Genomic DNA, 12,463 nt, shown 5'->3' with positions numbered 1-12,463 from the left:
GATTTCATGAATACCCTCGACCTGACCCGACAGCGCGTGGTGGTGCAGTCACCGCTGCGCCGCCTGCTGCACGACTATCCCGGCGTCGCCAGCATCGCGCTGTTCTTCGCCCTCTGCTGCCTGCTGTTCGCGCTGGTGACCGACAACTTCCTCAGCAGCGGCAACCTGCTCAACGTCATTCGCCAGAACGCGCCCTTGCTGATCGTGGCCGTGGCCATGACCCTGGTGGTGACCACCGGTGGCATAGACCTGTCGGTCGGTTCCACCCTGGCCCTGGTGGGCGCCCTGGCCGCCCTCGGCCTCAACACCTGGCAGCTGCCCTGGCCGGTGGTGCTGGCCGGCGGCCTGCTGGTGGGGGCGCTGATCGGTGCGCTGAACGGCTACTTCATCGCCTACGCGGGAATCCCGGCGTTCATCGTGACCCTGGCGACCCTGACCATCATTCGCGGCCTGGCGCTGCTCATCACCCAGGGCTATTCCATTCCGGTTCCCCGTGAATTCAGCGCCTTTCTCGCGCTCGGTCGCGGCTGGGTGCTCGGACTGCCGCTGGCGGTATGGCTCGCGCTCTTCGCGGTGCTGGGCGGCATGCTGCTGCTGGGCAGGATGCGCTTCGGGCGCTATCTCACGGGGATTGGCGCCAATGCCGAAAGCGTCCGCCGGGCAGGGGTGAATACCCGCGGCGTGCTGCTGCGCGTCTACGTCCTGAGCGGCATGGCGGCGGCGCTGGCCGGGATGATCGTAACGGCACGGCTGGGCAGTGGCTCCTCCAACCAGGGGGAGGGCTTCGAACTGGAGGTCATCGCGGCGGTGGTGCTGGGCAGCACCAGTCTGTTCGGCGGCTTCGGCACCATCCTTGGCACCCTGCTGGGCGTGCTGACCATGGCGGTGATCAAGAACGGCCTGATCCTCGCCCATGTGTCGCCCTTCTATACCCAGATCGCCACGGGGGCCATCGTGCTGCTGGCCATCTGGCTCAACACCCGCATCCTCAAGACCGGCCGCCCGCTGGGGAGGGTAGGCGGATGAGTCTGTTTCGCCATCCCGAGCCGCTTCCGGTCGGGGTCGACAGCGGCCATGCCATGACGGTGCTTGGCCCGCTGCCGGTGGACCGGTTGGGCGTGACCCTGATGCACGAGCACATTCTGCTCGACGCCTCCGGCAAATGGGTGCCACCCCGTTGCTGCGGCGAGCGACACCTGGCCGAGCAGCCGGTGAGCATCGAACTGCTCGGCGAGCTGCATATGAATCCGCTGGTCAGCCGCGACAACTGCCAGCTGTTCGACGTGGAGCTGGCCTGCGCCGAGTTGCTGAAATATCGCGCCCTGGGCGGGGAGACGGTGGTCGATCCCACCAACCTGGGCATCGGTCGCGATCCCCAGGCGCTGCAGCGCATCGCGCGGCTCACGGGTCTCAACATCATAATGGGCGCCGGTTTCTACCTGGAGCCCTCGCACCCGGCCTATGTCAGGGAGCGCTCGGTGGAGGAACTGACCGCCCAGATCGTCCACGACGTGGGCGGAGCGGCGGAAAAGCCGGAGGTCATCGCCGGCCTGATCGGCGAGATCGGGGTGTCGGCCGCCTTTACCGACAGCGAGGAAAAATCCCTGCGCGCCGCCGCCCGGGCCAGCGGCCTTACCGGGGTGCCCCTGGCGGTCCATCTGCCCGGCTGGGAACGTTTGGGTCACCGGGTGCTGGACATCGCCGCCGCCGAGGGCGCCGACCTGCACCACGTGGTGCTCTGCCACATGAATCCCAGTCATCGCGACCTCGATTACCAGCACGGACTCGCGGAGCGGGGTGCCTTCCTCGAATACGACATGATCGGCATGGGCTACTACTTCGCCGACGAGGCCGCCCAGTCGCCGTCCGACGAAGACAACGCCCGCGCCCTCGTCGGTCTGCTGGAGGCCGGCTACGGCGAGCGCCTGCTGCTGTCCCAGGACGTCTTTCTCAAGACCATGCTCACCCGCTACGGCGGCCACGGCTATGGCTACCTGCTCAAGCACTTCGTCCCGCGTCTGCGCCGCCACGGCGTCACGGGGGCGCAACTGGAAACCCTGCTGATCGACAACCCGCGCCGCGTCTTCCAGCGCGTTCGATCGGCCTAATGTCCGCAACCGGAGAACCTATGAAACAGTCCGTTCTGCTCGCTGGCGAATCCTGGGTCAGCACCGCGACCCATATCAAAGGCTTCGACCAGTTCGCCTCCGTCACCGCCCACAATGGCGCCCAGCGCCTGCTGACCGCACTGGCCGACAGCGACTATGCCATCACCCAGATGTGCGCCGACCAGGCGCAAACCGACTTTCCGGCGACGCTGGAGGCCCTGCGCGACTACCAGGTGATCATCCTGTCGGATATCGGTGCCAACAGCCTGTTGCTGCATCCGGATACCTGGCTGCGTAGCCGCCGCACACCGAATCGCCTGACGGCGCTGCGCGAGTATGTGCTGCAGGGTGGCGCGCTCATGATGGTCGGTGGCTACTACAGCTTCCAGGGCATCAACGGGGGGGCCCGTTATCGCGGCACGGCGGTGGAAGAGGTGCTGCCGGTGCGTTGCCTGCCCTATGACGACCGCATCGAGGTGCCCGAGGGCTTCACGCCAGAGGTGCACGGCGAGCATGAGTTGCTGCGTGGCCTGCCCCAGGACTGGTCCTATCTGCTGGGCTACAACGAGGTGGAATTGCATCCGGACGCCCAGCTCGTGGCGAGCGTCTCGGGCAGCGGTCATCCGCTGCTGGCGACCCGGGAAGTCGGCCAGGGGCGTACCCTGGTCTGGACCAGCGACATGTCGATGCACTGGATGCCCGACGACTTCCTGGCCGGCGATGCCTATCGCCGCTTCTGGCTCAACTGCCTGGACTGGCTCTCGCGGCGCGCCTGATCACCCGTAGTCCGACTGGAGATCCCCAATGCTCGACGATCCTTTGGCCCTGACCCGAGCGCTGCTGGGATTTCCCACGCTCAATCCGCCGGGCGATGAAGAAGCCTGTGCGCAGTTCCTGGTCACGACGCTCCGCGAGGCGGGCTTCCACTGCGAATTGCAGCATTTCGGCGAACGACGTTGCAACCTGGTGGCCTGGCTACCGGGGCGCGGGGCCGGCAAACCGCTGGGCTTTACCGGGCACCTGGACGTGGTACCCCTGGGCAATGGCACCTGGCGCCACGGGCCCTTCGCCGGTGAGGTGGCCGAAGGGCGCCTCTATGGCCGCGGCGCCAGCGACATGAAGGCGAGCATCGCCGCCTTCATCGTCGCCTGCCAGCGCAATCGCGAGGTCATCGCCCAGGGGCCTGGCGTCCGGCTGCTGCTCACCGGCGGTGAGGAAACCGGCTGCGACGGCGCCCGGGCGCTGTGCCGGGACGCGCCGCACCTGCTTGGCGAGCTGGGCGCGCTGCTGGTGGGCGAACCCACCGCCAATCGGCCGGTACTGGGGCACAAGGGCGCCTTCTGGCTCCGCTGCACCGCCCATGGCCGCACGGCCCACGGCGCCATGCCCGAGGAGGGGGAAAACGCCATCTACCGCCTGGCCGAGGCCATTGGCCAGGCGCGCACCTTCGCCGTCGGCCCGCCGCATCCGCTCATGCGCCAACCCACGCTCAACGTGGGGACCGTCACGGGTGGACTGAACATCAACTCGGTGCCGGATCGTGCCGCCTTCACCCTCGATCTGCGGACCGCACCGAACCTGGAGCATGCCGACATCCAGCGGCGTCTGGCCGAGCACCTGGGCAGCGATCTGGAGCTGGAGGTCCTGGTGGATCTGCCCGGGGTCTGTGCCGACAGGAGCGACGCCTGGGTGCGGCAGGTCTTCGACCGTTGCGCCACCCTGCACGGCGAGGCGCTGCCCGCCAGCGTGGTGCCTTATTTCACCGATGCCGCCGTGCTGCTGCCCGCGCTGAACGATCCGCCCACCCTGATCCTGGGGCCGGGAGAACCGAGCATGGCGCACAAGGTGGACGAATACTGCGAGGTGCAACGCCTGGAGGAGGGCACCGAGCTCTACGGGCAGTTGCTCCGGGACTGGATACTCGCCGGACGCTAGCGCCGCGCCAGGGGTACCACCATGGGGGTGCCGGCCACGGGGTCGTCGATGATCAGGCAGTCCAGGTCGTAGACCGCCTTGATCAGCGCGGGGGTGATGACGTCGCGCGGGCGGCCGGTGGCCAGCACCTTGCCGTCGCGCATGGCCACCAGGTGGGTGGCGTAGCGACAGGCGTGGTTGAGGTCGTGCAGCACCATCACCAGGGTGTGGCCCTGCTGGCGATTGAGATCTTCCAGCAATTCCAGCAGGTCGATCTGGTGGGTGATGTCGAGCCAGGTGGTGGGCTCGTCGAGCAGCAGCAGCGGGGTTTCCTGGGCCAGGGCCATGGCGATCCAGACCCGCTGGCGTTGGCCGCCGGAAAGGGTGTCCACCGCCCGGTCGGCCAGCTCGAAGACGCCGGTGGCCTGCATGGCGTGAGTGACCGCGCGCTCGTCGTCGGCGCGCACGCCGCCGAACAGCGTCTGGTGCGGATAGCGCCCACGGGCCACCAGGTCGCGCACCGAGATGTCGCCCGGGGCCTGGGAGCTCTGTGGCAGCAGGCCCAGGCGCCGGGCCACCTCCTTGGTGCGATAGCTCTGGATCGCCTGGCCGTCCAGCCAGACCTGGCCCTGGCTGGGCGCCAGCAGCCGGCTGAGGGTGCGCAGCAGGGTCGACTTGCCGCAGCCGTTGGGGCCGATGATGACCGTCAGCTCGCCATCGGGGATGGTCAGCGACAGGTCTTCGGCGATCAGCTTACGGCCGTAGCCCAGGGTCAGGCGCTCGGCGTGCAGGCGCGAAGTGGGGGCGTCGTTCATGAGCGGCGGGACTCCCAGATGAGCAGGCCGATCAGGTAGAGCCCACCCAGGCTCACCGTGACCAGGCCGACCGGCAGGACATAGGGCAGGAACAGGCGCTGGGCGATGAGATCCGCGCCCAGCAGCAGGACCGCGCCGGTGAGGGCGGCGGCGGGCAGCGCCAGGCGCTGGGTACCGGTCAGGCGGCGGGCGATCTGCGGCGCGGCCAGGGCGATGAAGGAGATGGGGCCGGCCACCGCGGTGCCGGCGGCGGTGAGCACCACGCCCAGGCCCAGCAGCGACAGCCGCGTGCGCTCCACCGGCACGCCGAGGGCGCAGGCGGTGTCGTCGCCCATCTCCAGCAGGAACAGCCGGCGACTCAGCGCCAGGCTGGCCGCACCCGCCAGCAGGATGAAGACCACCGCCGGCCAGGCCTTTGCCCAGGTGATACCGTTGAGGGAACCGGCGCTCCACAGGCCGGCGCTGAAGGCGGCTTCCAGGGAGGCATGGACGATCAGCCAGGTGTTGAGCGCCATCAACAGGGCGCGCACGCCGATGCCGACGATGATGAGTCTGAGGGTATCCACGCCGCTGCCGCGCCAGGTCAGGGCATAGACCAGGGCCGCGCTGAGCAGGCCGCCGATAAGGGCGGCGGTGGTGCTCCAGAGGATGCTGGCCTGGAACAGCACCAGGGCGACCAGCACGCCGCTGTAGGCGCCGGTGTTGAAACCCATGATGTCCGGGCTGCCGAGAGGGTTGCGCAGCAGTGACTGGAACAGCGCGCCGCTCAGGCCCAGGGCGGCGCCGATCAGCAGCGCCAGGGCCACCCGTGGCAGGCGCCATTGGGTGACCACCAGTTCGATGCCGCGGGGTGCCTCCCCGAGCAGGGCGGCCAGCACCTGGGCGGGACTCAGGGCCAGGCTGCCGCTGCCCAGGGCGAACAGGGCGAGCAACAGGGCGCCGCCGAGCAGGGCGAGCAGCACGCCGGGCAGGCGCAGGCGACCGGGACGGTTCATGCCCGACCTCCCTGGCGCTGACGGCGTGCCAGCCAGATCAGCAGCGGCGCGCCGAGGAAGGCGGTCACCACCGAGACGCGCAGCTCGTTGGTCACCAGCAGGCGGCCGACGATGTCGGCGGTCAGCAGCAGGCTGGGGGTGAACAGCAGGACGAAGGGCAGCAGCCAGCGATGGTCTTCGCCGATGGCCCAGCGACCCAGGTGCGGCACCATCAGGCCGACGAAGGCGATGGGGCCGACCGCCGCGGCAGCGGCGCCACAGAGCAGGGTGATGGCCAGCAGGCCGAGCAACTGGGTCTGGCGGACCCGGGTGCCGAGGGCCACGGCCAGATCGCTACCCAGGCTCAGGGCATTGAGCGCCGGGGCCAGCAGCAAGGCGATGACCACGCCACCCAGCAGCGGCAGACTGGCGCTGCGCAGCAGATCGAGCTGACGGACGTCCAGGGAGCCGAATTGCCAGAATCTCAGCTGATCGTAGACCTGGGGATCGAGCAGGGCGATGCCCGAGCTGACGCCTTCGAGCATGGCGCCCAGGGCCACCCCGACCAGCACCAGGCGCATCGGGTTGAAGCCGCCGCCACCGGCGATGCCGGCCAGCAGCACCACCAGGCTGGCCAGCAGGGCGCCGCCGAAGGCGAAGCCCAGGTATTGCTCGGGACCGCTGGCGCCGAACAGGGCGATGCCCAGCACCACGGCGAAACTGGCTCCGGCATTGACGCCGAGGATGCCCGGGTCGGCGAGGGGATTGCGCGTCAGCGCCTGCATCAGGGTGCCGGCCACGCCCAGCGCCGCCCCGGCGAGCAGCCCAGCGAGGGTGCGCGGCAGCCGCGCTTCGCGCACGATCAGGCAGGCCGGCTCGCTGCAGCCCTGGCCCAGTGCCTGCCAGACGTCGGCCAGCGGTATGGCAGTGGCGCCGAGCGCCAGGCTGGCAGCCATCACCAGGAGCAGCAGGACAGCGGCGCAGCCGAGGATGAGGAGGCGGCGCGGGGTCATCCGCGACGACCTACGGGGAGGGGAGTGGATGAGAACAAGGCGTATTAACACATGATAGTCTGTATTACATGCTAACAGCCTTGCCCCGGCGGCTCGATAGCGTCCCCTGTGTTTTTCCGGTGATTCATGTCCAAGACGTCCTTCCTGCTCGACTTCGGCCTGCTCAGGTCCCACGCCGCCTTTCGCACCCTGTTCATCGCCCGCCTGGTCTCCGTGCTGTCCCTCGGCCTCCTGGCCGTGGCCATCCCCATCCAGGTCCAGGCGCTGACCGACTCGCCGCTCAAGGTGGGCCTGGCGCTGAGCATGGCCGGTATCGGCATGTTCGTCGGCCTGCTCACCGGTGGGGTGCTGGCCGACCGCCTGGAGCGGCGCCGACTGATCCTGGCCGCGCGTTCCATCTGCGGCCTGGGCTTCATCGGCCTGGCGGTCAACGCCAGCCTGCCCGAGCCGTCGCTGACCGCCATCTACCTGCTGGCGCTGTGGGACGGCTTCTTTGGCGCCCTGGGCGTGACCGCGCTGCTGGCGGTCACGCCGATCCTGGTCGGCCGCGAATCCATGGTGCAGGCCGGCGCCCTGAACATGCTCAGCGTGCGGGTGGCGGCCATCGTCGCCCCGCCGCTTGGCACCCTGCTGATCGCCCAGAGTGGCGTGGCCTGGAACTACGGCCTGACCGCCGGCGGTACCCTCATCACCCTGCTGGTGCTGCTGCGCCTGCCGCCACTGCCCCCGCCGGAACAGCCACGCGAAACGCCCTGGCAGGCCCTGGGCGGCGGCATCGTCTTCCTGTTCGAGAATCGCCTGCTGGGCGCGGTCGCCCCGGTCGGCGCCCTGGTCACCATGGCCAATGCGGTGCGGGTGCTCTATCCGTCGCTGGGGGAGGACTGGGGGCTGGATACCGGGCACCTGGGCTGGCTCTATGCCGCCGCGCCTCTGGGTGCGGCCATCGGCGCCCTCACCAGCGGTCGACTGAACCAGGCGCCGCGCCCGGGACGTACCCTGCTGATGACCGCGGTGGCGACCTTTCTCGCGGTGGCGGTGTTCGCGCTGCTGCCCGGCTTCTGGCTGTCAGCGCTGTGCCTGGTGCTGTTCGGTTACCTGGGCGCGCTCAATTCCCTGGTGCAGTACGCGCTGATCCAGCGCCTGACCCCGGATCGCCTGCTGGGGCGCATCAATGCGCTGTGGACGGCGCAAAACATCGGCGGCGAGGCCATCGGCGCGGCGCTGTTCGGCGGTCTGGCCAGCCTGATGCTGCCGGCGCAGGCAGCCTGCGTCTTCGGTCTGGTCGCCACCGGGGTAGCTGCCCTCTGCTGGGCGCTGGCCCGTGGTCTGCGTCGAGCGGAAAGCCTCGGCGCCTAGCGTGTAAAACCGCCACGGCGTTTCTAACGGGTGCATACGGCGATCAGCAGTGGACAAGACCGATCGCGGCCATGGGCCGCTCCTACAGGCTAGCCGGCACCTGTAGGAGCGGCCCATGGCCGCGATCACCAAAACAACGATGTCTTGTAGGATCGGCCGCATCGGCGGACCGCCATGGCCGCTATCAGACTCCTCGCCTAGAAAACCTCACAGTAACTGTTCTGCTCAGGGCTTGGCGTAGCGCTCCTCCAGGCGATCCAGCAGCAGGTTGGCGCTGTAGGGGTCGAGGCGGAAGGTCTCGGCGCCCAGGGCTTCCACGCGGTTGTCCTTGACCGCCGGCAGGTGCGCCAGCAGCGGATTGCTGCGTACCGCCTCGGCTTCCTTGGCGTCCGCGGCGAACAGCAGAAAGGTCTGGCCCGTGAGACCGGTGGCGACGTTCTCGCCGGCGAGCTGGAGGATGTCGTGGCGCTGCCCCTGGCTATGGCCGGTCTCCAGCCCCGCCGGCAGTTTCGCCAGGGTGAAGCCCAGGCTTTCCAGCAACTGGCCCTGGGAGGAGGCGGCGGTCCAGAGATTGGCCTGGCGCGTCGCCGGGTTGTAGACGAAGGCCGACACCGGTTGCGGCGGCAGCTGCAGGCGCGCCTTGAGATCGGCGACGCGCCGGTCGAAGTCGCCGACCACCTTGCGGGCGGCGTCCTCGCGGCCGGTGGCCTGGCCGAGCAGTTCCACCACCTGTTGCCAGCTGCGATTGTCGTAACCCACCACCAGCACCGGGGCGATGGCCTTGAGTTGCTCGACCAGCCGCAGCGCCGAGTCGTTGCCGGCGGCGCTGACCAGGATCAGGTCCGGCGCCTCGGCGGCCACGGCTTCGGCATTGGCCTCGCCGATATACAGCCGCTTCACGTCGCGCTGCCTGGCGACCGCGCCCCACTGGCGCAGGAAGCCCTGGTCATCGGCGAATCTGTTGTTGGGCGAGGTGGCGCCGCTGGCCACCACCGGCGCGCCGATGGCGAGCAGGGAACCGGTAAGGGTGACGCTGGTGGAGACGATGCGTTGCGGCTTGGCGGGCAGGGTCACCTGGCTGCCGTCGGCGCTGATCTGCCGCGGCCAGTCCGCCGCCTGAGCGGGGCCGCCCAGGATCAGGGTGGCGACCGCCAGAGTGGTGAGAATGCGAAACACTGACAACAAGCTGAACATGGACGCCTTCCAGTTGTAAGATAATCACTCTCATTTTCAAAGAACCACCCCCTGGGCAGCAAGTCGTTCCTTTCCCGTAGCCGACAGGGCCAGGGCAGGAGCCGTGGATCCGGTACCCGCCGGCGCTCTGCCCAGTGGAGATTCACCAGAGATTTCAAAGGGTTGCTGGCCATTCGGCGAGATCGTTCGGTCCCTAACGAATTGACTTTCCGGCAGCCAACCTTTAGCTTCTGCTTATTGATAAGCATTATCATTCGTGTAGAGGTCCATCGAAATGACGAGCAAGAGGGCTGAGGTGGTCGGCGGAATCGCTGCCGATCGTCGGGAACAGGCCGCATTCCTGTTCCAGTCGGGTGATCGCGTCCTGCAGGGGCGGGGCATCTGTGCCCGGGTCGAGACACCGGCCAGTGGCGGCGCGCACCGGGATAGCCTGTTCCTGCACGCCGTGGATGAGGCCTTCGCCCGTGCCCGCCAGGCCGGCATCGCCGAGCCGGTGATCATGGGTGCCATTCCCTTCGATACCACCAGGCCCTCCTGCCTCTATGTGCCTCGGGAGCATGCCTGGACGGCGCGCCCGGCGCCGGTCAGCAGCGCAGGGGTTGCCCCGGCGCAGGTGCGCGAGGTGCGCAACCTGCCCAGCGCGGACGGCTTCTGCCTGGCGGTGGAGGAGGCCATCGAGGCCTTCCGCCGTGGCGAGCTGAGCAAGGCGGTGCTGTCGCGCATCCAGGAGATCCGCCTGGCCGAGCCTGCCGACGTGGAGACCATCCTCGCCAATCTGGCGCGGCAGAATCCCACCGGCTATCAATTCCGCATCCCCACCGCCGAGGGCGGCGAGCTGGTCGGGGTCAGCCCCGAGTTGCTGGTGCGCAAGCAGGGTGCCCAGGTCCATACCAATCCCCTGGCCGGTTCGGCCAGGCGCCGCGCCGATCCCGAGGAAGACCAGCGCGTCGCCCGCGAGCTGCTGGAGTCCAGCAAGGACCACTACGAGCACCGTCTGGTGATCGAGGACATCCGCGAGCAACTGGCGCCGCTGTGCAGCCGGCTGGACGTACCCGAAGGCCCCTCGCTGCTCAGCACCAACGCCATGTGGCACCTGTCCACCGCCATCGACGGCGAGCTGGCCGACAGCCGCACCTCGGCGCTGCAACTCGCCTGCCGCCTGCATCCGACTCCGGCGGTGTGCGGCTTTCCCACGGCCGCGGCGCGCCAGCTGATCCAGCGCATCGAGCCCTTCGACCGCGGCCTGTTCACCGGCATGGTCGGCTGGTGCGATGCCCAGGGCAACGGCGAGTGGGTGGTCACCATCCGCTGCGGCACGGTGCAGGGCGACTGGCTGCGGCTGTTCGCCGGCGCCGGCATCGTCGAAGCCTCCGACCCTGCGGCGGAGTGGGCCGAGGTCACCGCCAAACTGGGCACCATGCGTGCCGCCTGTGGTTTGCTCGACGAGGAGAACCCCACGTGAGTCTGGAATTCACCCCCTGGCCGGACGACCTGGCGGCGCGCTATCGCGCCCTGGGTTACTGGCTCGACCTGCCGATGACCGAGATCCTGGCGCGCAGCCGCGCGGCCCTGCCGGACGCGCCGGCGATCCTCTGCGGCGAGCGGCAGCTGAGCTATGCCGAGCTGGACGAGCGCTCCAGTCGCCTGGCCGCCCACCTGCAGGCCGCCGGGCTGCGCCGCCACGACACGGCCCTGGTGCAGCTGCCCAACGTGGCCGAGTTCTACGTGGTGTTCTTTGCCCTGCTCAAGGCCGGCATCGCCCCGGTCAATGCGCTGTTCAGCCACCAGAAGCTGGAGTTGCTCGCCTATGCGCAGCAGATCCAGCCCCGGTTGCTGATCGCCTCCAGCGAGCACAACCTGTTCCGCGACGACAACTTCCTCGCCGAGTTGCGCGACGTGGCGCCGGGCATCGGCGAGGTACTGCTGGACGGCGCCGACGACGCGCGCAGCCTCCAGCAGCGCCTGGATACCCCGCTGGACGGTTTTCAGCTGACGCCCACCGCCGGTGGCGAGGTGGCCTTCTTCCAGCTATCCGGGGGCAGCACCGGCACGCCCAAGCTGATCCCGCGCACCCACAACGACTACTACTACAGCCTCAGACGCAGCGTCGAGATCTGCCGCCTGAGCCCGGCGACGCGCTTTCTCTGCGCGCTGCCGGCGGGCCATAACTACACCCTCAGCTCGCCCGGCGCGCTGGGCGTCTTCATCGCCGGTGGCTGCGTGGTCATGGCCCGCGATCCCGAGCCGCTGCGCTGCTTCGCGCTGATCGAACGCCATCAGGTGGACTGGGTGGCCCTGGTACCCCCGGCGGTGGCGCTCTGGCTGCAGGCCGCGGCCGCACCCGAGCAGCGCGCGCGACTCGCCAGCCTGCGGGTGGTGCAGGTGGGCGGTGCCAGCTTCGCCGAGGCCCAGGCGCGCCGCGTGCCCGAGGAGCTGGGCTGCCAGTTGCAGCAGGTGTTCGGCATGGCCGAAGGCCTGGTCAACTACACCCGCCTCGACGACGAACCCGAGCGCATCTTCACCACCCAGGGCCGGCCCATGAGCCCGGATGACGAAGTGCGTATCACCGACGAGGACGGCAATCCCGTGCCCGACGGCGAGCCCGGCCTGCTGTCCACCCGTGGCCCCTACACCTTCCGCGGCTACTACCGCAGCCCCGAGCACAACGCCCAGGTGTTCGACGCCGAGGGCTTCTATTTCTCCGGCGACGTGGTCCAGCGCGATGCCGCCGGCTACCTCAAGGTGGTCGGGCGGGTGAAGGACCAGATCAACCGCGGCGGTGAAAAGATCGCCGCCGCCGAGATCGAGGGCCTGCTGCTGCGCCATCCCGGCATCACCCACGCGGCCCTGGTCGCCATCGCCGACGACTTGATGGGCGAAAAGAGCTGCGCCTGCCTGGTGGTGAGCGATCCGGCGCTCAAGCCGGTGGCGTTGCGCCGCTACCTGCGCGAGCAGGGCGTGGCCGAGTACAAGCTGCCCGACCGTTTCCAGTTCCTTGACCAGCTGCCGCTCACCGCCGTCGGCAAGATCGACAAGCGCCGCCTGCGCGAGCAGCTGCAGACCCCATCCACCGAGCGTCCCTAAGGTTT

Annotated in this window: 11 protein-coding genes; 7 read left to right on the top strand and 4 right to left on the bottom strand. The window is 69.0% G+C overall.

All coding sequences use genetic code 11. From position 1 onward, the window contains the following. Positions 1-6 precede the first annotated feature (6 nt). From DBY63_RS01755 to DBY63_RS01740, 4 genes are read left to right on the top strand one after another with little or no spacing between them, the layout of a single operon-like run. Positions 7-1,026: an ABC transporter permease gene (locus DBY63_RS01755; RefSeq protein WP_027599920.1), complete on the top strand. Its 1,020-nt coding sequence runs from the start codon at positions 7-9 to the stop codon at positions 1,024-1,026. After that, positions 1,023-2,108 carry a phosphotriesterase-related protein gene (locus tag DBY63_RS01750; protein ID WP_027599919.1) on the top strand — a complete coding sequence of 362 codons (1,086 nt, stop codon included), beginning with the start codon at positions 1,023-1,025 and terminating at the stop codon, positions 2,106-2,108. Before DBY63_RS01755 ends, DBY63_RS01750 begins: the two co-directional genes overlap by 4 nt. A gap of 20 nt (positions 2,109-2,128) precedes the next feature. Then, positions 2,129-2,884: a glutamine amidotransferase gene (locus tag DBY63_RS01745; RefSeq protein ID WP_108581134.1), complete on the top strand. Its 756-nt coding sequence runs from the start codon at positions 2,129-2,131 to the stop codon at positions 2,882-2,884. A 28-nt stretch (positions 2,885-2,912) separates the two neighbouring features. Continuing rightward, on the top strand, positions 2,913-4,043 hold the full coding sequence (locus DBY63_RS01740; RefSeq protein ID WP_108581133.1) for a M20 family metallopeptidase: 1,131 nt from the start codon (positions 2,913-2,915) through the stop codon (positions 4,041-4,043). On the opposite strand, the gene DBY63_RS01735 is transcribed toward DBY63_RS01740, so the two are convergent. Genes DBY63_RS01735 through fepD form a run of 3 tightly spaced genes read right to left on the bottom strand, consistent with a single transcriptional unit; the run spans position 4,040 to position 6,824 of the window. Beyond that, a complete protein-coding gene (locus DBY63_RS01735) occupies positions 4,040-4,837 on the bottom strand; it encodes an ATP-binding cassette domain-containing protein (protein ID WP_108581132.1) in 798 nt (265 codons plus the stop codon). The two genes, DBY63_RS01740 and DBY63_RS01735, sit on opposite strands and share 4 nt — an antisense overlap. After that, on the bottom strand, positions 4,834-5,832 hold the full coding sequence (gene fepG / locus DBY63_RS01730; RefSeq protein ID WP_108581131.1) for an iron-enterobactin ABC transporter permease: 999 nt from the start codon (positions 5,830-5,832) through the stop codon (positions 4,834-4,836). Before fepG ends, DBY63_RS01735 begins: the two co-directional genes overlap by 4 nt. Then, entirely contained in the window at positions 5,829-6,824 is a 996-nt protein-coding gene (gene fepD, locus DBY63_RS01725) for a Fe(3+)-siderophore ABC transporter permease (RefSeq protein WP_108581130.1), read from the bottom strand. The genes fepG and fepD overlap by 4 nt, the downstream gene beginning before the upstream one ends. A gap of 126 nt (positions 6,825-6,950) precedes the next feature. Between fepD and entS the strand changes: the two genes are divergently transcribed. Then, complete coding sequence (gene entS, locus DBY63_RS01720; protein ID WP_108581129.1) at positions 6,951-8,180, top strand: enterobactin transporter EntS; 1,230 nt, start codon at positions 6,951-6,953, stop codon at positions 8,178-8,180. Positions 8,181-8,405: 225 nt separating this feature from the next. Here the strand turns inward: entS and fepB are convergent, their stop codons facing one another. After that, positions 8,406-9,374 carry a Fe2+-enterobactin ABC transporter substrate-binding protein gene (gene fepB, locus DBY63_RS01715; RefSeq protein ID WP_108581128.1) on the bottom strand — a complete coding sequence of 323 codons (969 nt, stop codon included), beginning with the start codon at positions 9,372-9,374 and terminating at the stop codon, positions 8,406-8,408. Positions 9,375-9,648: 274 nt separating this feature from the next. Here fepB and DBY63_RS01710 point away from each other — a divergent pair, with 274 nt between their 5' ends. Then, complete coding sequence (locus DBY63_RS01710) at positions 9,649-10,836, top strand: isochorismate synthase MenF (protein ID WP_256594333.1); 1,188 nt, start codon at positions 9,649-9,651, stop codon at positions 10,834-10,836. After that, the gene (locus tag DBY63_RS01705; RefSeq protein ID WP_108581126.1) at positions 10,833-12,458 is read left to right on the top strand and encodes a (2,3-dihydroxybenzoyl)adenylate synthase; all 1,626 of its coding nucleotides are present in this window, start codon (positions 10,833-10,835) and stop codon (positions 12,456-12,458) included. Before DBY63_RS01710 ends, DBY63_RS01705 begins: the two co-directional genes overlap by 4 nt. Positions 12,459-12,463 lie beyond the last annotated feature (5 nt).

It is taken from the genome of Pseudomonas sp. RIT411 (assembly GCF_003057735.2).
In the GTDB taxonomy this organism is placed as follows: domain Bacteria; phylum Pseudomonadota; class Gammaproteobacteria; order Pseudomonadales; family Pseudomonadaceae; genus Chryseomonas; species Chryseomonas oryzihabitans.
This window is presented reverse-complemented; position numbering and strand designations above follow the sequence as displayed.